This window comes from Ruegeria sp. TM1040, from assembly GCF_000014065.1.
GTDB lineage: Bacteria > Pseudomonadota > Alphaproteobacteria > Rhodobacterales > Rhodobacteraceae > Epibacterium.
The window spans coordinates 716,162-734,278 of record NC_008043.1 but is presented as its reverse complement, the minus strand read 5'-3'; the positions used below and the strand labels follow the sequence as shown (position 1 = coordinate 734,278).

The 18,117-nt window shown below is 59.6% G+C and carries 16 protein-coding genes; 6 read left to right on the top strand and 10 right to left on the bottom strand.

The annotated features are described in order from the left end of the window. The first annotated feature begins 136 nt into the window (after positions 1-136). Together TM1040_RS03870 and TM1040_RS03865 are read left to right on the top strand one after the other, a co-directional pair. Positions 137-595 carry an Lrp/AsnC family transcriptional regulator gene (locus TM1040_RS03870; RefSeq protein WP_011537285.1) on the top strand — a complete coding sequence of 153 codons (459 nt, stop codon included), beginning with the start codon at positions 137-139 and terminating at the stop codon, positions 593-595. Positions 596-694: 99 nt separating this feature from the next. After that, positions 695-1,285, top strand: coding sequence for a type 1 glutamine amidotransferase family protein (locus tag TM1040_RS03865; protein WP_011537284.1), 591 nt, complete (start codon positions 695-697; stop codon positions 1,283-1,285). Positions 1,286-1,409: 124 nt separating this feature from the next. On the opposite strand, the gene TM1040_RS03860 is transcribed toward TM1040_RS03865, so the two are convergent. Then, positions 1,410-1,799: a DUF3307 domain-containing protein gene (locus tag TM1040_RS03860; RefSeq protein ID WP_011537283.1), complete on the bottom strand. Its 390-nt coding sequence runs from the start codon at positions 1,797-1,799 to the stop codon at positions 1,410-1,412. A gap of 316 nt (positions 1,800-2,115) precedes the next feature. On the opposite strand from TM1040_RS03860, the gene TM1040_RS03855 reads away from it, so the two are divergent. Together TM1040_RS03855 and TM1040_RS03850 are read left to right on the top strand one after the other, a co-directional pair. Beyond that, positions 2,116-5,085 (top strand): ABC transporter transmembrane domain-containing protein, encoded by a 2,970-nt coding sequence (locus tag TM1040_RS03855; protein ID WP_044026585.1) that lies wholly within the window; start codon positions 2,116-2,118, stop codon positions 5,083-5,085. A gap of 59 nt (positions 5,086-5,144) precedes the next feature. After that, positions 5,145-5,993: a fumarylacetoacetate hydrolase family protein gene (locus tag TM1040_RS03850; protein WP_011537281.1), complete on the top strand. Its 849-nt coding sequence runs from the start codon at positions 5,145-5,147 to the stop codon at positions 5,991-5,993. 36 nt (positions 5,994-6,029) lie between these two features. Here the strand turns inward: TM1040_RS03850 and TM1040_RS03845 are convergent, their stop codons facing one another. From TM1040_RS03845 to TM1040_RS03830, 4 genes are all read right to left on the bottom strand, one after another. Then, the gene (locus TM1040_RS03845; RefSeq protein WP_044026496.1) at positions 6,030-6,344 is read right to left on the bottom strand and encodes an ArsR/SmtB family transcription factor; all 315 of its coding nucleotides are present in this window, start codon (positions 6,342-6,344) and stop codon (positions 6,030-6,032) included. A gap of 205 nt (positions 6,345-6,549) precedes the next feature. Further along, positions 6,550-7,782 (bottom strand): mandelate racemase/muconate lactonizing enzyme family protein, encoded by a 1,233-nt coding sequence (locus tag TM1040_RS03840; RefSeq protein ID WP_011537279.1) that lies wholly within the window; start codon positions 7,780-7,782, stop codon positions 6,550-6,552. 163 nt (positions 7,783-7,945) lie between these two features. Next, positions 7,946-9,046 (bottom strand): zinc-binding dehydrogenase, encoded by a 1,101-nt coding sequence (locus tag TM1040_RS03835; RefSeq protein WP_011537278.1) that lies wholly within the window; start codon positions 9,044-9,046, stop codon positions 7,946-7,948. A 133-nt stretch (positions 9,047-9,179) separates the two neighbouring features. Next, positions 9,180-9,893, bottom strand: a complete 714-nt coding sequence (locus TM1040_RS03830; protein WP_011537277.1) for a helix-turn-helix transcriptional regulator — start codon at positions 9,891-9,893, stop codon at positions 9,180-9,182. Positions 9,894-9,980: 87 nt separating this feature from the next. Here TM1040_RS03830 and TM1040_RS03825 point away from each other — a divergent pair, with 87 nt between their 5' ends. Beyond that, positions 9,981-10,928 carry an alpha/beta fold hydrolase gene (locus TM1040_RS03825; protein ID WP_011537276.1) on the top strand — a complete coding sequence of 316 codons (948 nt, stop codon included), beginning with the start codon at positions 9,981-9,983 and terminating at the stop codon, positions 10,926-10,928. Positions 10,929-10,936: 8 nt separating this feature from the next. On the opposite strand, the gene TM1040_RS03820 is transcribed toward TM1040_RS03825, so the two are convergent. From TM1040_RS03820 to TM1040_RS03800, 5 genes are all read right to left on the bottom strand, one after another. Continuing rightward, entirely contained in the window at positions 10,937-12,376 is a 1,440-nt protein-coding gene (locus TM1040_RS03820; protein WP_011537275.1) for a 3'-5' exonuclease, read from the bottom strand. Between the two features lie 2 nt (positions 12,377-12,378). Further along, positions 12,379-12,897: a hypothetical protein gene (locus TM1040_RS03815; RefSeq protein ID WP_011537274.1), complete on the bottom strand. Its 519-nt coding sequence runs from the start codon at positions 12,895-12,897 to the stop codon at positions 12,379-12,381. 4 nt (positions 12,898-12,901) lie between these two features. After that, positions 12,902-14,722, bottom strand: a complete 1,821-nt coding sequence (locus tag TM1040_RS03810; RefSeq protein ID WP_011537273.1) for a DUF294 nucleotidyltransferase-like domain-containing protein — start codon at positions 14,720-14,722, stop codon at positions 12,902-12,904. A gap of 97 nt (positions 14,723-14,819) precedes the next feature. Beyond that, positions 14,820-16,604, bottom strand: coding sequence for a sodium:solute symporter family protein (locus TM1040_RS03805; RefSeq protein WP_011537272.1), 1,785 nt, complete (start codon positions 16,602-16,604; stop codon positions 14,820-14,822). A gap of 5 nt (positions 16,605-16,609) precedes the next feature. Further along, positions 16,610-16,870 carry a DUF4212 domain-containing protein gene (locus TM1040_RS03800; RefSeq protein WP_011537271.1) on the bottom strand — a complete coding sequence of 87 codons (261 nt, stop codon included), beginning with the start codon at positions 16,868-16,870 and terminating at the stop codon, positions 16,610-16,612. A gap of 470 nt (positions 16,871-17,340) precedes the next feature. Here TM1040_RS03800 and modA point away from each other — a divergent pair, with 470 nt between their 5' ends. Continuing rightward, complete coding sequence (modA, locus tag TM1040_RS03795) at positions 17,341-18,117, top strand: molybdate ABC transporter substrate-binding protein (protein ID WP_044026494.1); 777 nt, start codon at positions 17,341-17,343, stop codon at positions 18,115-18,117.

Sequence of the window (18,117 nt, the reverse complement as noted above, 5' to 3'; positions counted from 1 at the left end):
TATCGGGCGAGAAGTTGGTTGGCGCCGAAAGGATAAACCTAGATGCATGAAAAAACTTGCCAGATTGCGCGCAAAACCCCACATATCAGGATAACTAATCCGCCAAGCAGCCACACTTCGAAAGGGTTTTGCAAATATGAGACTCGATGATCGAGACCGGCGTATCCTGACCTTGCTGCAAGAAGACAGCCGCATGTCCAATGCCGATCTTGCCGAATCCGTCGGCATGTCAGCCTCGGCCCTGTGGCGACGCGTGCGCAGCCTCGAGGAGGCGGGAGTCATCAAACGCTATGGCGCAGTGGTGGTGCCGCAAGCAATGGGGCTCAATTTCGAAGCACTGGTTCAGGTAAATCTGACCCGCCATGCGCCTGAGCACCTGCAGGAGTTCATCCGTGCCGTCGAGGGTAATCCGCATGTGGTGGAATGTTACGCAACTACGGGGCAGGCGGATTACCACCTGCGGATTCTCGCGCCCGACCTTGAGGCCTATAATCAGTTTCTGGAACAGTTCCTGTTCCAATTGGCGGGGGTTGCAAGCGCGCAGACCCATGTGATCTTGAAAACCGTCAAACGCGATACCCCGGTGGTGCCCTGACGGAGCTTCAATCTTGGCGCAGGCAGCGCGATTCCGGGTTGCGAGCCCACAATGTTCACTTTATGTTCTTATTCACTTCAAGAGATCAGGATTGGACAAATGCCCAGATTAGCGGTGATTTTGACACAGGGATTTGCGGATTGGGAATACGGGGTGCTGTGCGGGCTGGGCCGGGCCTATTTTGGCCTTGATGTCCGCTTTGTGACGCCGGTGCCGGGGGATGTGATCTCCATGGGTGGTCTGGTGGCGCGGGTGTCCGACGGGTTTGAGCTGCTCGATTCTTGGGAGCCCGATGCAGTGGTGGTCATTGGCGGCACTCTTTGGGAGCACCCAGACGCACCGGACCTCTCCGGCCTGCTCGAAGGTGCTCAGGCCCGCGGTGCGGTACTGGCCGGCATATGTGGCGGCACATTGGCGCTGGCGCGGGCCGGGGTACTCAATACGCTGCGCCATACCTCAAATGATGCAAGCTTCCTCGGCCTGCATGCGGCGGGCTATGCGGGTGCTGCACTATATGTGGATCAGCCCAAAGCGGTGCGTGACGGAAAAGTCGTGACAGCAGCAGGCACCGCCCCGGTGAGCTTTGCTGCAGAGATCATGACAGCGCTTGATGTGCCCCTTGAGACGGTTCAGCAACTGAAGTCCATGCTGGGCGCTGAACACATTGGCACGCAAGCCCGAAGCGTCTGACGCCCCCGCCGCGCGAAAGCGCGGCGCCGGGTCCAACTGTGGAGGGGCATCTTAATGCCCCGAGACGGGCGGGAGCACCCCCGTGCCTCGGCGCGTCACATCCGCAGACAGGCGTGAAGGGGCCTTAGAGGCAGACCGCGGCCCAGGCGGCGGTCATGCCGACATAGGTCAGATGGTGCAGCAGTTGATCGGTTCCCATCGCACGCCAGAAGGCACCCTGGGTGGGATCGAGCTTGTTGCACTCCGTGTGATGCGCCTTCCAGAAGTCGATATTGAAATGGATAAACCACTCCACTGCGCAGATCAGCGCGATGAACCAGGCCGGGCTGCCCATGACAAACAGGACCACCACCGAAGCCAATGCATGTACCCCCGCATGCTGGGCGCGTCCGGGATGAAAATACTGGCACCTGCCCGACAGCATCTTCTTGGTCTGCAAGTAGAAGTCCGCAAACATATGTTTGACTTCAAACAGGCAGATCAGCAGCAGGACTGTACCGACATGTTCTGGCAAGGCAGGCTTCCTCTGGCAGTGGCGTCAAGCAGTGGCGTAAATATCCGTCGGACATTACGGTGTTTTACCCGTATCGCAAATACGGCATTCAACTGTCTGTGACTTAGCTCACAGACCGCGACGCGCCATCTTTTTAGACAGATGCAGAGTTTGCATGCTGCATCATTGCCTGAAGAGGACAAACCGCGCTACCCATGTCAAAACCCTTCTGTCATCGTTCGATGACAGAGATCTCACCCTGACGCTCGAACCGCGGAGCCGCCCCATAGAACGCTCGCTATTCCAATTCATCTGGAAATACTCCAAGCGCGACCAGTTGGTTTTGCTGGTTGTGACCGCTTGCCTGTTTCCCCTGCTTTATCTGACCCTTGAGCTGCCCAAGCGCATCATCAACGACGCGATCGGGGCGCAGAGTTCGACCATCGAGGTACTGGGGCAGCAGGTCGATCAGCTGACCTATCTGTGGATCCTGTGCGGTGCTTTTCTTCTGGCCGTGCTCGCACATGGGCTGACAAAAATGCGGATCAACACCATGAAAGGTGTGTTGGCCGAACGGATGCTGCGCCGATTTCGGTATAGTCTGATCGCGCGTGTTCTGCGTTTCCCGCAACCCTATTTCGAGCGCACCAGCCAGGGCGAGTTGGTCTCCATGATCACCTCCGAATCAGAGCCCATGGGCGGATTGATGGGCGATGCGGTCAGTCAACCGGTGCTGCAAGCCGGGCAGATGCTCACCATCCTCTATTTTCTATTCGCGCAGAATTTCTGGTTCGGCTTGGCTGCGGTGGCTCTGATCCCCTTGCAGGGCTGGCTCATCCCGCTGCTGCAACGCCGGATCAACCTCCTCAATAAGAAACGCATCCAGCAAGTGCGGGCGCTGGCATCGGAAATCGGGGAAAGTGCGGCCGGGGCCTCGACGCTGCGGGTCAATGGGGGCTGGCGCTACCGGATGGCGCGGGTGACGGATCGGCTGGGGCGGCTCTACGAGATCCGCTTCGAGATCTACCAGAAAAAATTCTTCATGAAGTTCCTCAACAACTTCATCACCCAGCTGACACCGTTCTTTTTCTACGCGGTGGGCGGCTACTTGGTGCTGGAGGGCAAGGTCTCGCTCGGGGCGCTGGTGGCAGCTCTTGCGGCCTACAAGGATTTGGCGTCCCCGTGGAAGGAGTTGCTCACCTACTACAACCAGACACAGGATATGTCGCTGCGCTGGGAGGTGATCCTGGAACGCTTTGCGCCGCCGGACATGGTCGACGAGCGCCTGATGGAGGGCGAACCAGAGGAACTGCCGCATCTGGACGGAGACATCGTGCTCAAGGACGTGAGCGTGCGCGACGCCGATGGCAACCTGATCCTCGAGGAACTCTCTGCCACCTTCCCCAAGGGCGAATTGATCGGCATCGCAGCCCCATCCGAGGAGGATCGTCGCGCATTGGCCGAAGTGCTGACGCGCGAGGTTTTGCCCGCGTCCGGCACCGTCACGCTGGCCGGACATGACATTCGCGAGTTGCACCAGATGGTGCTCGCAACCCGTATCGGGCATGCCACCTCGCGCCCGGCGCTCTTCAAAGGGTCCTTTGGTGAAAACGTTCTGATGCCCCTGCGCGTGCGCCCGCTCGAAGATCCCAGCGACGCACGGGCGGTGCGTGATGCAATCCGTGCAGGCAACAGCCCTGATCCCTTTGGGGTGAACTGGGTCGACCCCAAAATCGCCGGGTTCGAAAAACCCGAGGAGCTGCGGGACTGGTGGCTGCGCATCGTCGAGGGGATCGGATCCGATACCGCCTTGCTGCGCCGTGGCATGGATCAGGTCTTTGACCGGGAGGAACACCCCAAGCTGGCGCAAGCGCTGATCGATCTGCGCCCTCGTGTGCAACGTGCGCTGATGGACGCAGGACTGGATGCTTTTGCGCGTTTCAACAATCCCGCGCATTACAATCCCGCGCTGCCGGTGGTGGAAAACCTCCTCTATGCCACCCGATCCGTGCCCATCACCTATGAACTGCTGCGCGAGCAGACAGAATTCCTGCAGACCCTGCGGCGCATCGGGCTCGACAAGGACTTGGTGGCGCTAGCACAGGATGTGCTCGAGATGCTGCGCCAGATCTTTGGCATGGATGGCACCGTCCACCCGTTGTTCCGCAAACTGGGGCTTGAGGCCAGCGATTACGAGGCCGCGCTACAACTTCTGCAGAAGGTGAAATCCAGAGGGACCGAAGCTTTGGAGCCTGAAGAACTCGCGCAGATGATGATCGTGCCATTCTCGATCTCTGCCGAAGCCCTTGGTCCGGCATTCAGCTCCGAAATCGAAAACCGGATCCTGAGCTTGCGCGACAGCCACGGACGAGAGCTTCTTGAGACGCTGGATGACCTCTTTGTACCGCTCAACAAGGATCGTTTTGCCCCCGGCTTCACCGTGCTTGAGAATGCAATCTTCGGTAAGATCTCTGACAACGCAGGGGCGCGGGCGGAGGATCTGCGCAAGACCGTGGCCGAAGTCATCGACGCGGCCGGTGTGCGCGAAATGGTGGTGGAGCTCATCTTTGATCTGCCGGTATCGGTGGGCGGGCAGGGGCTCGGGCAGAGTTTTGCGGAACCGCTGGCCTTCTGCCGTGCGTCGATCAAACGTCCTGACATCCTGATCCTAGATGGCGCGCTGGCGAGTTTTGACCGCGCCACGCGACGCGCCATGCAGGACAATCTGCGGGACCTCCTGCCGCAATCGACACTGATTTTCCTTGAGCCTGCGTTCAAGGACCCGGACCGCTTTGATCATTATTTCGAGATGCGCCAGGGCCGGCTGAAAGATGAGCGCGCGGCCGAGCGGGGAGCCGCAGACGAAGACAGCGCCTCTGCTGCGGATCTGTCGCGCAAATTGCGGGCACTGGAGAGCACGGAGCTTTTCTCCGGGCTCAACCGCCGTCAGCTGCGCCTTCTTGCCTTTAGTGCGCGCTGGTATGAGGCCACGCCGGGCACCGCCGTCTTCCATAAGGATGATGCTGCCACCGACGGGGCGTATATGATCATCGAAGGCGAGGCAGGGCTCTACCTCCCCGCGGAAGATCCCGGTACCAAGAGCCAGTTGATCGCCAAAGTCGGACCCGGACGTCTGGTAGGCGAACTGGGGCTGATCCGTAAAGAACCGCGTGCGTTGTCGATGATCGCCGAGAGCGATCTCACCTGTCTTCGCATCGGTGAAGAAGAGTTCCTCGCGGTGGTGGAGAACGACGCCAACACCGCCTTCAAATTGCTACAGGTTGTGGCGGGCTACGTCTCCAGCTAGGTCTTGTCCTGAGGTGCCGCTCACCCTGCGGCACAGGACATACCAAGGGAGAGACTGCCATGAAACTGTTTCGCTACCGCACGCCAGAGGGCGTACGTCCGGGCCTGATCGACGCGCAGGGCGTGGCGCGGGACCTGTCGGGGCATGTTGCGGATGTGACATCCGAGACACTGGGCGCCTCTGTGCTGGAGACGCTTCAGTCGGTAGATCAGAGCGCGTTGCCAGAGCTGACAGGCCCGATTGATTACGCTCCCTGCGTCGGTGCGATCGGCAAATTCCTCTGCATCGGACTCAACTATTCCGATCATGCTGAAGAGGTCGGCGCGACACCACCCGAGCACCCCATTCTTTTCATGAAAGCAAATTCAGCGATTGTCGGGGCCAATGACGACGTGCGCCTCCCCCGAGGTTCCAAGGCCTCAGACTGGGAAGTCGAGTTGGGTGTGGTGATCGGCAAGGCGGCAAAATATGTCTCGGTCGAAGAGGCGCTCGATCATGTTGCGGGGTATTGCATCGTCAATGATGTCTCCGAGCGGGACTATCAGCTGCACCTGACCGGCCAGTGGACCAAGGGCAAGAGCTGCGACACCTTTGGCCCGATTGGCCCATGGCTCGTTACCGCAGACGAGGTAAGCGACCCGCAGGATCTGGCGCTGTCATGTGATGTGAACGGCACCCGCATGCAGACCGGCAACACCAACAAGATGATCTTTTCTGTTGCTGAGGTGATTAGTCATCTGAGCCAACTGATGACCCTGCACCCTGGAGACATCATTGCAACCGGCACGCCGCCCGGCGTTGGCATGGGGCAGAAACCCGAGCCCGTATACCTGAAGGATGGCGATGTAATGGAGCTTGAAATTCAAGGACTTGGAAAGCAACGTCAGGTCGTACGCGCTGACGACTAACATAAAATATGTGCGAGGCCCCGTGTGGTCGGGGCCTCAGCTACAATAGATGTTGTGCAGGGTTTCCAGAACCTCTGTGGCGGGACCATCGGCGAGCGAGTAATAAACGGTCTTGCCGTCACGCCGAGCAATCACAAGCCTGTCTTCGCGCAGACGCGACAGAAGCTGGCTCACAGCGGCCTGGCGCTTGCCCAAGAGTTCCTCTAGCGCACCAACAGAAAGCTCACCCTCGGCAGCGAGATAACAGAGGATCATCAACCGTCCCTCATGGGCGAGAGCCTTGAGCAATGCAGCCGCGTCGGATGCATTGCCCATCATGGAATTTGCGGGCCTGTCCAATGTTACAGTCATTCTACTCAGATCTTCTCTGGAGGGCCGCAACTTTGGCCCATGGCAAACTCAGAAGCGCCAACGCAAGACTGACGCTAAATAGAGTAAAGCCATGGATGCCTATCTACCCGCAAGAGTTTTGATAAAGATTTATTCTTTTTAGCAAACCTTTGCTCATATTTTTGCTGGTAGACCTCGCAACATCTGGTGAGGCAAGGCGTGCGACTCAACCCTCGATAGGTGGCGCGCCGCCCTCAAACGCATTGCCATTGGCATAATCACAGGGCGTTTCCTGCATGTTGAGATGCAGATCGTCGCCCTTAAACGGATGCTGGCGCGCAAGCTCTTCATCCACCTCAATGCCTAGGCCAGGGCTTTGCGGTGGCGTCACAAAGCCCTCCTCAACGCGGATCGATCCCTTGATCAGGCGGTCATGAAACGCTGTCTCGATGGTCTCTGCCATCAGGATGTTTGGCAGGGAGGCCGCAAGATGAATATTGGCCGCCCATTCCACCGGACCCGCATAGAGGTGTGGGGCAACCTGTGCGCCAAACACTTCGGCGATGGCGGCGGTTTTCTTCATCTCCCAGATACCGCCTGCACGCCCCAATGCAGGCTGCAGGATCTCGGCGGCTCCGGCCTGGAGGACGGCAGCGAATTCGGCCTTCGTGCAGAGCCGCTCTCCGGTCGCCACGGGAATGCGGACATTTTTCGCCACGCGCGCCATGTCGCCCACGGAATCCGGGGGGGTCGGCTCTTCGTACCAGAGCGGGCTATAGGGTTCGAGCGCTTGCCCCAGACGGATCGCGCCTGCAGGTGTGAACTGGCCATGTGTGCCAAAGAGAAGATCCGCCTTGTCGCCAACCGCCTCCCGGATGGCCTTGCAGAAGGCGACGGACCGGCTGACGTCGGACATTGCCGGCATATGGCCGCCGCGCATGGTGTAGGGGCCTGCCGGGTCGAATTTGACTGCGGTATAGCCCCGGTTCACGGCGTCTTCGGCGGACTCGGCTGCCATTTCCGGAGAGTTCCAGAACGCGCTGATGTCGTGATCCGGTAACGGATAGAGATAGGTGTAGGCGCGAATGCGATCATTCATGCGCCCGCCAAGAAGGGCGTGGACAGGACGGTTCCGATCCTTGCCGAGAATGTCCCAGCACGCGATTTCAAGCCCTGAAAAAGCACCAATCACCGTCGGATCTGGGCGTTGCGTAAAGCCCGAGGAATAGGCGCGCCGGAACATGAGTTCAATATTTTCGGGGTTTTCACCCTGCATGTGGCGGGCGAACACGTCTTCGATAACGGCGCGCATCGCAGTCGGCCCCACGGTCGAGGCATAGCACTCTCCCCAGCCGACAACTCCTGTATCGGTTGTGAGCTTCACGAGAGTCCAGTAGCGCCCACCCCAACCCGGGGCAGGGGGCGCAGTGATGATGATGTCGAGGTCCTGAAGTTTCAAATTTCACGGTCCTTTGTTTTCTGCAGATCGAATGGAGGAGGAGGGAGCGCGCGCCGGAGCCCGCGAGGCTCCGGCGCGCGCGGGTCCGGGCCAAAAGGCCCGGATCCCATCGGCTAGGCGAACCGAACAGACCCAGAGCGGATGGCGTTGCATGAGGGCGATATCAGGGGTGATCGTGATCAAAGAGGATAACATTGCGACGTGCAGACCCAGTCTTGGTATCTGCAATCGCCTCATTGATTTGAAGCAAGGACCAGCGACCAGAGATCAGCTCGTCGAGTTTCAGACGACCTTGCTGGTAGAGGTCGATGATCCATGGCACATCACGTTGAAGCACGACATCGCCCATCTTTGAGCCTTGCAGACCTTGCCCCAAAGCGGCCATGACCACAGGCTCGTAGGGCGCAGTATCACCGGAATGCGGCATACCGATCATCACCGCGCGCCCGCCCGGCGCCAGATAGCGCGGAGCCTGGGCATAAGCGGGGATCGCACCCACAGTGATCAGCACCACCTCTGCGCCCTTGCCGCCAAGGGCGTCGATAGCGGCGCGCCACGGTTTGAGATCGGAGGCCAGCACCGTGTCCGTCGCGCCAAAGTCGCGCGCTACATCGAGCTTTTCAGCGCTCAGATCGACGGCAACGATGCGGCGCGCACCGGCGATGCGAGCGCCCTGGATCGCGTTGAGACCGACACCGCCCGCGCCAATGACAACCACATCTTCGCCTGCCCGCAACTTCGCAGAGTGTACGGCACCGCCGACGCCCGTGATGACCCCGCACGAGACAAGTGCGGCAACGTCTTTGGGCATATCAGCCGGAATGGCCACAATCTGGCTGCCAGAGACCACCACTTTTTCGGCGAAAGCGCCACAGGCCATCGCCTGATAGAGTGGCGCGCCGGATGGGGTGCTGAGCGGGCCTTGCAACCCGTCATAGGGTGTCGCGCAGTAGACTGGCTGTCCTGATGTGCACGCGGAACAGTGGCGGCAGGCGCGGATGAGGGTCACCAGCACATCATCGCCGATGTTGAAACCATCGACATCACGCCCCAGCGCCGAGACACGACCAGCCGCCTCATGTCCGTAGACCGCCGGCAGCGGCCCGCCCCATGCGCCTTCGGCAAAGGAGATATCGCTGTGACAGATAGCGACCGCATCCAGCGTGACTTCAACCTCGCCCGGCCCGGGCGACGCAAGCACCACGTCTTCGATTTCGAGCGCGCTTCCAAAGCTATGGCACACGGCGGCCTTGATTGTCTGCATCGGCTGTCTCCCTCGATGACCCCACCGTGACGAGAGCCAGCCCGGTGTGCAATGCGAAAAACGGCGCGGTCTGGTCGCATTTATGAGACATCCGTCGGGTCATCATCGGGTGCATCTGCTGTGCACCCCGAGCTCAAGCATAGCGGATCGGGCGGACACCGGCGGCAAACGTGACGTTCCGGGGTCGAAATCGCGTCGTCTCGATCACTTCGGGTGCGCTGATCCTGTCGGCGCGAAAATGGCGAAAGTCATTTCGGCTTGGATCCCAGGCAACCAGATACCACAGAGGCGGCAGGACCAGCATCGCCTGAGGTTCGATCTCTCGTGACGTCCACGCGCCCTTGGCGTCGCAGTACTGAAATCGCAGCCGTCTCTGGCCAAGAAAGGCGGCTTCAAAGGCTGGCAGCAACTCGGGCACCATCTCCTTCAGGTCAGAAATATCCACTTGTGAGGCGAGCGGGCCGACATAGAGCCGGTCGAGCATTCGGCGCAATTCCCGCAGCTTGTCGGGCGGCAGCGCTTTTTCGATCTTCGCCACGCCGCTGTCCGCGAGGCTCGAGAATGGGATCACACCTGCAGCCCGCATGGAGGCAACACCCATGATGAGCGCAAACACCTCTGCAACTGACAGTCTGGCTGTGGTCTGAACCGAGCTCGGATCAAGGGACACGCCACCGCCGCGCCCCTGTTCGGCATGGATGACATATCCCGCATCGCGCAGCGCCGAGAGGTCGCGCAAGACCGTGCTGCGCGAGGCATCAACCTCTTCCCCCAACGCCGCAAGAGTGGTGGACCCGCGACGACGCAGAGTGCGGACAATGGCATCTTGGCGGGCGCGCTGCTTCATGCCTGTGGTGTATCATACAAAGGTGTCAGTTTTTGAGACCTTTTTTGGTTAGGCGATCGCAGACATGTTTTCCAGCGAGGCCAACCCATGCCCATTAACTCCGATTTTCCAGCCCCCCAGAGGATTAAACTGAATGGAATTACGCTCGAAGTATTCGAAGCCGGGTCGCACAACAGGGGCAATCCGATTGTCCTGTGCCACGGCTGGCCCGAGCTTGCCTATTCCTGGCGCGCCCAGATCCCTGCGCTGGTGGCGGCCGGCTATCACGTCCTGGCCCCAAACCAGCGTGGGTTTGGGGCATCGTCGCGGCCTGCCGATGTGACAGACTATGACATCACCCGTCTCACTGGGGATCTCGCGGCGTTGCTTGAACATTTTGGCTATGAGGCCGCGACATTTGTCGGTCACGACTGGGGTGCAAATGTCGTCTGGAGCATGGCGTTGCTGCATCCAGAAAGGGTTGTGCGGCTCATCAATCTGGCGCTGCCCTATCAAACCCGCACCCCGACACCCTGGATCGAGTTTATCGAGGCTCTCTTTGGGGCGGATCACTACTTTGTTCATTTTAATCGGCAATTTGGCGTGGCGGATGCGATCCTTGACCAGAACGCAGATCAATTCCTGCGCAATCTGTTTCGCAAGAACCTGACGATGGTTCCGTCAGAGCCCGGCATGATGATGATCAACCTCGCCCGCGCCGAGACGCCTCTGGGTGATCCTCTGATCAGCGCGGAGGACCTGGAGGTTTTTGTCTCAGCCTTCAAGGCCAGCGGCTTTACACCGGGGATCAACTGGTATCGGAACATGGATCGAAACTGGCATATTCTGGCAGAGATCGACCCTGTCATCCGCCACCCGGCGCTGATGATCTACGGCCTGCAAGACCCGATCCCGCCGTCTGAGAACCTCAGCGAGTTTGTACCCAATGTGGCGATCCGCAGCCTCGACTGCGGCCACTGGATCCAACAAGAGCGGCCCGAAGAGACGACGCAGGTCATGCTTGAGTGGCTCAAAGCCCAAGACCATGCGGGATAGCGAACGGGCTAGGGGCTGTCGCTCATCTCGGGCGCGTTTCGGACGTGGTCAGAGTTGATGTCCCGCAGCAGTCGGCCAAATTTGGAGGTTTCCTTTAGGAGTTGACCAAAGGTCTCGATCCCCTTGCCCTGCAAGAGCGGCAGAAGGCGTATGAGCGCTTCTGCCGTAGCGCGCGCATCTCCCTTGGCCGTATGGCGGTGCCGGGCGGGGATTTCGATCGAAAGACGGCTGCACAAAGCATCCAGCGAATGATCCGCTGAAATCCCAAACACTAAGGCCGACAACAGCACTGTATCGACAACCGGATGGTCCCAACTGCACCCGGTCTGAACCTCTTGTTGACGCAATAGCCCGATGTCAAAGGGGGCGTTATGGGCAACCAGAACGGCGCTCTGTGCAAAGTCATGAAACGCCGGGATCACCGCTTCGATCCGGGGTGACTGCGCCACATCCGCATCGCGTACGCCATGTATCTTGGTGGACGCTGCGGGGATCGGTCGGCCTGGATCGACATAGGTTTCAAAGACCTCGCCGTCGAGGATGCGCCCGTTCAGCACACGGGCAGCGGCGAGTTCCACGATGGCATCCTTGGTAACCGACAACCCGGTCGTCTCGGTGTCAAAGACCACGAAGTTCAGCTCCGAGAGGCGTCTGGCCGTTATCGTCCCCTCAAGTTTCTGATCCAGAAGGTCAAAATCAAAGACCAAAGGAGGGGACAGCGTGTCGCGCTCCGCCCGCGTATCGGCTTCAAGGAAGATCACATCGCCCTCCGCACCGAGCGATTTTATCTGCAGATTGAACGTTTCGGCATGATTGCAGTCTGGGACGGTCACATGCCCCGCTACGAGGCGCCGGTCTGCTCGGGCACAGGCGCCGATTGCGGGCGTCAGATCGAAATAGTTCGAGAGTGGCGCCCCAAGGCGCGGTGCGGCGATGCGGGAGAGGATGGCCCCGGCCTGCGCGTCATAGAGTGCAATCTCACCTGCTGCGTTTACAAGGATCGTCGCAATGGGAATTTCGCTGAGCAACGCAGTCAGCCGCTCCCGTTCCTGAAGCAGGCGCTGGGTCTGTTCTGGTGGCTGATCTCCAGAAGCCGCAAGCGCATCCGACAGCGCGCGTGCCGCCGGGGCCAGATCGCCGAGGTATTGCGCTGCCTGTGCTTTGATGCTGTCCTCAATTCCGGAGTGGGCACGCAGGCGCAGACTGGTCGAAAGCCCCTCGATCGGGCGCGCGACGTTTTCGTCAAACAGCAGCCAGATCCCCAGCACCAGACCTGTATTCAAAAACCCGAACAACAGGATCACCGTGGTGAGTTCTGAAGCCGTCCACTCTGAATCAGAGCGGGTCCAGACAAAACCCAACGCCACCGCAGCCAGCGCGATTGCTCCCACAGCCAGGAGGCAGAAGAACAGGAAGATGCGCAGGCGAAGGGACAGGGATCTAAGCATGTCTATGCGGTGCAGACTTTGGCCAGGATTGGATCATCTTTGGGCATGGCTCGCCAATCGGCATCTGCAACCGTCCCATCGGCGCCGAACTCGGCGCCATCAATCAAGAGAGCAGAGCGGGCCTCGGCGCAGTCAAAGAGCATCGGTGCCTGATTGACCGGCGACCAGCGCCCAAAGAAATAGAGATCCAGCAGCTTTTGATCCGGCAGATCCTGATGCGTGCGCGCGGTCGCCACATCCACTGCAACAAAACGTTTCGTGTAGGGCCAGATCTGCGTCCAGGGGCGCAGCCAGCCCTGTTCTTCAACGGTCATCGCGACTTCAAGCCCTTTGGGCAGGCTCTCGGTGGTGCGCGCATACCAGGTATATTCGTTGGAAATCGTCATGCCGATCATACCAAGCCCCGCTGCCACAGGCATCATCCACTTGGGCAGGCGGCGTCCCGTCAAGATGTTCAGAAGCATCACGAGGCCAGCACAGGCAATGCCCGCGACGATGGTTGCGATCAATTCTACAAACATGAAATCATCCTAAGGTTCCTGTGCCCGAGCCAACGGCAGATTGCATGGTCTTCACGACCACAAAGGCATTGCGCAAATGGCTGCGTTCAAAATCCGACAGCGAAGATGGGTTGAGATAGTTGCCCGCAGCCTGGCCCGCTTTGATCTGTTTGGTCTGCAATTCAAGCCGCATGGATGCAATGAGATCATAGGCATCCAAGAGATCGGCCCCCCCGGACGCAGACAGAAGCCCCGCAGCAAGGGCCGCTTCAAGCCGCGCGCGGGTGTTCACCGGCCGCAGCCGCCCCTGCAGCGTATATATCCGGCCCAGATCCACCACCGGCACGACGCCGTTGTGTTTCAGATCAAGCTCATCCCGGTGATCGCCAGAGCGGATGGTTGCCAATCCGCGCAACAGGCCGAGAGGCGGCTGATGCTTGAGCGAATTGGAGATCATATGCGCGGTAAAGATCGAATTCTTTGCGGCAGCCTCAAGCGTGTCGCTCTGAAGGTGATCAAAGAGGCTCTTGTCCCCGCCGATCGGGCGCAGGTCGAACATGACCGAGGCAAGCATCTGCGCTTCGGGATCGGGTTTGGCGATCCAAGTCTGGAAATACCCGCGCCAGACTCGCAAGGGCTGACACCAGCGTGGGTTGGTCGCCATCATGTCGCCCGGACAGTAGAAATAGCCACAGCGATCAAGCCCATCACTGACAAATCGGGCCAGCTTCGCAAAGTAGGGCATTTGCGCATCAGTCAAGTCATCAGACAGGATCAGGCAATTGTCCTGATCGGAAACCCCGGTCTGTTCCTGACGTCCCTGCGAGCCACACGCGAGCCAAAGATAAGGTACGGGCGGCGGACCAAGCTGTGCTTCTGCCAGAGAGAGGAGCCGTCGAGTAGCGATGTCAGCAATGTCGGTGATCAGACGCGTGATCACCTCATGCCGATTGCCCGCTTCAACGAGCTGCACCAGGAGTTGCGGGATCTGCGCCGTGGCCCGCGCCATCTCGGAGGCGTCCTCGGCCCGCGCAATACGGCCGACCAGATCGGCGGAAGAGAGCGCCTGCGCTCGAGTGAGATCGGTTTGCGTGACGATGCCCAACAGGCCTCTCTCGTTCACAATCGGAACATGGTGGATGTTACGCTCCACCATCAGATGCAGGACATCCGTGACCAACGCCTGTGGCGCCAACGTCAGCACATCCTCCGTCATGATCCCGGAGATCGGCTCGAGCGGATCTATGCCACCCACGATCACTTTGCTGTTCAGATCGCGCAGGGTCACGATCCCGTGGAACCCATCCGGATCACAGATACAGATCGAGGAGATGTGATGGCGGTGCATCAGCGCGGCAGCGTCGCGAATGGGCGTCTCAGGCGTACAGGTGACAGGCGCGCGCGTCATCAACTGCTCCACCGTGAGACTGGCAAGGCTGTTGCCCGTGCGCGGAGGTGGTCGGCGGCGGTCGAAGAAGCGCGCGACCGATTCATGCTGGTCGATAAGCTGGTGAAACACCTCGGCGGGGAGGGCGATCACCTCGCTCGCAGAGGTCGCCCTCGCGCTGCGGCTTGCACGCTCTCCGCGCAGGAGCGCGCGTTCGCCAAAGGAATTGCGTGAGCCAAGGATCGACAGTTGCACCCCGGCTTCGTCGGTGATCTCGATCTCGCCCGAGACGATAATATAAAGAGAAGACACCGTATCGCCGAGAGAGAAGAGCCGCTCATCCACAGCTACATTGTGTAACGCACATTGCTGCGCCACATGCGCCAGCACCGGATCGGGCAGGCTGTCGTAGGGGTGCACGGATGCGAGAAACTGGGTGAGGGCGGCCGGTAGGGGCATGTCTCAAACCTTCGGTCAAATGTCCTGCCCACGTTGAAGCGGGCAGGACCATCTGTAAATACGGGGCAACGCCCAGGGGGCGATGCCAGCGACGGTCTTAGTGACCGTCGACCGCTTGACCTGCGCCGCGCGGCACACGGACGCTCTCGACGAGATCCTTGATGTGCTGCGGAGTTTCCTTGGTCATGTTGGTGACGACATAAGCCACCGCAAAGTTGACCAGAGCTCCGATTGCACCAAAGGAGGTGGATTTGATCGGCCCAAGGAGCGGGTCGGCATCGGTGAACGAATTGGTGTCCGGGATGAAGAACCAGCCCTTGTGCAGGAAGATATAGAGCAAGGTCACCACGAGACCGGCCAGCATGCCTGCAACCGCACCGCTGTTGTTGATGCGAGTCGAGAAGATCCCCATCATCAGCGCCGGGAAAATCGAGGCTGCCGCAAGACCAAAGGCCAACGCCACCGTCTGCGCCGCAAACCCCGGAGGGTTGAGGCCCAGAAGAACCGCCACCACGATTGCAGCTGCCATCGACACCCGCGCCGCCAACAGTTCGGATTTCTCCGACATGTTGGGAGTCAGCTGACCCTTGAGAAGGTCGTGGCTCACCGCCGAGGAGATCGCCAGCAAGAGACCGGCTGCGGTCGAAAGCGCCGCCGCGAGACCACCTGCGGCCACCAGACCGATCACCCAACCGGGGAGCGATGCAATCTCAGGGTTTGCAAGCACAAGGATGTCGCGGTTGAAGTTGGTGAGCTCATTGCCTTTCCAACCGTTTGCTTCGGCTTTGGCTTGCAGGTCCGCATTGGCGTCATTGTAGTACTGAATGCGCCCGTCGCCGTTCTTGTCTTCCCAACCGAGAAGGCCGGTTTTCTGCCACGTCGCCATCCATGCGTACTCAGGATCGGTTTCGATCTGCTCGACACTCACAGCCTGTGCTTCGGTCCCGTTAGGCCACATCAGCTCAGAGATGTTGAGGCGCGCCATTGCGCCCACGGCCGGCGCCGTCAGATAGAGAAGCGCGATGAACACAAGGGTCCAGCCCGCCGACCAGCGCGCATCGGACACGCGCGGCACCGTAAAGAAGCGCATGATGACGTGGGGCAGACCTGCGGTGCCGATCATCAGCGACAGGGTGAAGAGCACCATGTTGATGGTGGAGCCATGTGCTGCGGTGTATTCCGCAAAGCCAAGGTCGGTGACGATCTGGTTGAGCTTGGCCAGCAGCGGCTCGCCGCTCTCGGTGGAGCCAAAGAGCCCCAAGGCTGGGATCGGATTGCCAGTGAGTTGCAGCGAAATAAACACCGCCGGGATCGTGTAGGCGGTAATCAGCACGCAGTATTGTGCAACCTGCGTGTAGGTCACGCCCTTCATGCCGCCAAACACCGCATAGGCAAACACAACACAGGCACCGATCAGCAGACCCCAAAAGGCGTCGATTTCAAGAAAACGCCCAAAGGCGATACCCACACCCTGCATTTGCCCGATCACATAGGTGATCGAGGCCACCAGCAGACATATCACCGCCACCAGACGTGCAGTCGGGCTATAGAAGCGGTCGCCGATGAATTCAGAGACGGTGAACTTGCCGAACTTGCGCAGATATGGTGCCAGCAGCAGTGCGAGCAGCACGTAGCCCCCGGTCCAGCCCATCAGGAAGGAGGAGTTGTCATAGCCGGTAAAGGCGATGAGACCTGCCATGGAGATAAAGGAAGCCGCCGACATCCAGTCTGCCGCGGTGGCCATCCCGTTGGTGACAGGATGCACGCCGCGCCCGGCGGCATAGAATTCAGAGGTTGATCCGGCCCGTGCCCAGATCGCGATCCCGATGTAGAGCGCAAAGGACGCGCCCACAAAGAGAAGGTTGAGTGTAAACTGATCCATCCTGATTATTCCTCGTCCACGCCGTGTTCTTTATCGAGTTGGTTCATCCGCCAGGCGTAGAAGAAGATCAGCGCCAGAAAGACGAGGATTGAACCCTGCTGTGCGAACCAGAACCCAAGATCGGTGCCGCCGACCGAAATCCCGGAGAGCAGGGGGCGCAGGATGATCCCGAACCCAAAGGAGACCAAGGCCCAGATAACAAGGCTGATCAGGATGAGCCGCACATTCGCGGCCCAATAGGCGTTACTGTCTTCGTTTGCACTCATGGTGCGTCCTCCACTTTTATCACGTCGAATACGTAGGTGGTGGCAGGGGCATTTAGGCGTCGCGCGGACGGCTCAATGCAGGCCCAAAGTCCGAGGTGCCCACTGGGCTTTCGCCTCTCCTCCTTGGCTTGGGGGTGCCCCCAGCGCTCGGACGAATTGCCACCGGTATGCTGTCAAAACTTCTCTCAATCCCTCCGTGCAGCCGGTCTGAGACATTTTTGGGCTTACCTTAATGACAGTGTTTGATTCCTGCGCGCATTAGGCGCGTATCAGAAAATATTCTGTAAATTTCCCGTCATATTTGCTGACATTGGATGTAAATTAGTTGTCTATCGTCGCTCACCTCATGCGACAGGGGCGACAGCCAGGCGCCACAAACAGGACCTCAGACAGAGTTTTGCACCCCCGCTTGCGCGCCTGGGATGGACGACATAGTTTCTCCAATGTCGCATCAGCTCTGGAAGTGTTTCATGAAATCCCGGCAGTTCAGGAAGTGGAGCCTTATTGCGTTGTTCGTGGCGGCATTGACCTCGTGTTTCGCCACCGCATCAGTTGCGGCAGATCCTCTGCGCATCTTTGCCGCCGCAAGCCTGAAAACCGCCCTTGATGAAATCGCCCAAAACTTCTCAGAGCTCCATGACACGGAGGTGTCTGTGTCTTATGCAGGCTCCTCCGCACTGGCGCGCCAGATCGGATTGGGGGCGCCGGCGGATGCCTTCATCTCGGCAAATGGGGCCTGGATGGATGTTCTCGAAGAACAGGGCCATGTCCGCGTGGACAGTCGCAGAGATCTACTTGGCAATCGACTTGTTGTGATCGCCGCCAAAGGCGCCGCCCCCCTCAGCGGACTGAACGCGCTGCCGGAGAAGCTGGCAGATGGGCGCCTTGCGATGGCACAGATCAACGCAGTCCCCGCCGGGCTCTATGGCAAGGCGGCACTTGAAAAGGCAGGGGTCTGGCCCGCGCTTACGAGGCATGTTGCGCAAACCGATAACGTGCGGGCAGCGCTCGCGCTCGTGGCGACTGGCGCGACGCCTTATGGGATCGTCTATCTCACGGACGCCACCGCCGACGCGCGGGTCTCTGTCGTCTTCAACATTCCCGAGGATCTGCATCCCCCAATCGTCTATCCAGCGGCAGCAGTCTCTGACAACGGCCTAAGCCCCGTATTTCTTGACCACTTACAGTCTACCCCCGCGCAGAGCCTCTTTCGATCTCAGGGGTTTGTTCCGATGGGTGCCCCGTGA

What these genes read in the sequence shown, in the direction of transcription:
- TM1040_RS03820 (WP_011537275.1), bottom strand. Translation starts at nt 12,376, where the DNA reads ATGCTTAGATCCCTGTCCCTTCGCCTGCGCATCTTCCTGTTCTTCTGC.
- TM1040_RS03850 (WP_011537281.1), top strand. Translation starts at nt 5,145, where the DNA reads ATGAAACTGTTTCGCTACCGCACGCCAGAGGGCGTACGTCCGGGCCTG.
- TM1040_RS03830 (WP_011537277.1), bottom strand. Translation starts at nt 9,893, where the DNA reads ATGAAGCAGCGCGCCCGCCAAGATGCCATTGTCCGCACTCTGCGTCGT.
- TM1040_RS03810 (WP_011537273.1), bottom strand. Translation starts at nt 14,722, where the DNA reads ATGCCCCTACCGGCCGCCCTCACCCAGTTTCTCGCATCCGTGCACCCC.
- TM1040_RS03800 (WP_011537271.1), bottom strand. Translation starts at nt 16,870, where the DNA reads ATGAGTGCAAACGAAGACAGTAACGCCTATTGGGCCGCGAATGTGCGG.
- TM1040_RS03835 (WP_011537278.1), bottom strand. Translation starts at nt 9,046, where the DNA reads ATGCAGACAATCAAGGCCGCCGTGTGCCATAGCTTTGGAAGCGCGCTC.
- TM1040_RS03825 (WP_011537276.1), top strand. Translation starts at nt 9,981, where the DNA reads ATGCCCATTAACTCCGATTTTCCAGCCCCCCAGAGGATTAAACTGAAT.
- TM1040_RS03870 (WP_011537285.1), top strand. Translation starts at nt 137, where the DNA reads ATGAGACTCGATGATCGAGACCGGCGTATCCTGACCTTGCTGCAAGAA.
- TM1040_RS03815 (WP_011537274.1), bottom strand. Translation starts at nt 12,897, where the DNA reads ATGTTTGTAGAATTGATCGCAACCATCGTCGCGGGCATTGCCTGTGCT.
- TM1040_RS03865 (WP_011537284.1), top strand. Translation starts at nt 695, where the DNA reads ATGCCCAGATTAGCGGTGATTTTGACACAGGGATTTGCGGATTGGGAA.
- TM1040_RS03845 (WP_044026496.1), bottom strand. Translation starts at nt 6,344, where the DNA reads ATGACTGTAACATTGGACAGGCCCGCAAATTCCATGATGGGCAATGCA.
- TM1040_RS03805 (WP_011537272.1), bottom strand. Translation starts at nt 16,604, where the DNA reads ATGGATCAGTTTACACTCAACCTTCTCTTTGTGGGCGCGTCCTTTGCG.
- modA (WP_044026494.1), top strand. Translation starts at nt 17,341, where the DNA reads ATGAAATCCCGGCAGTTCAGGAAGTGGAGCCTTATTGCGTTGTTCGTG.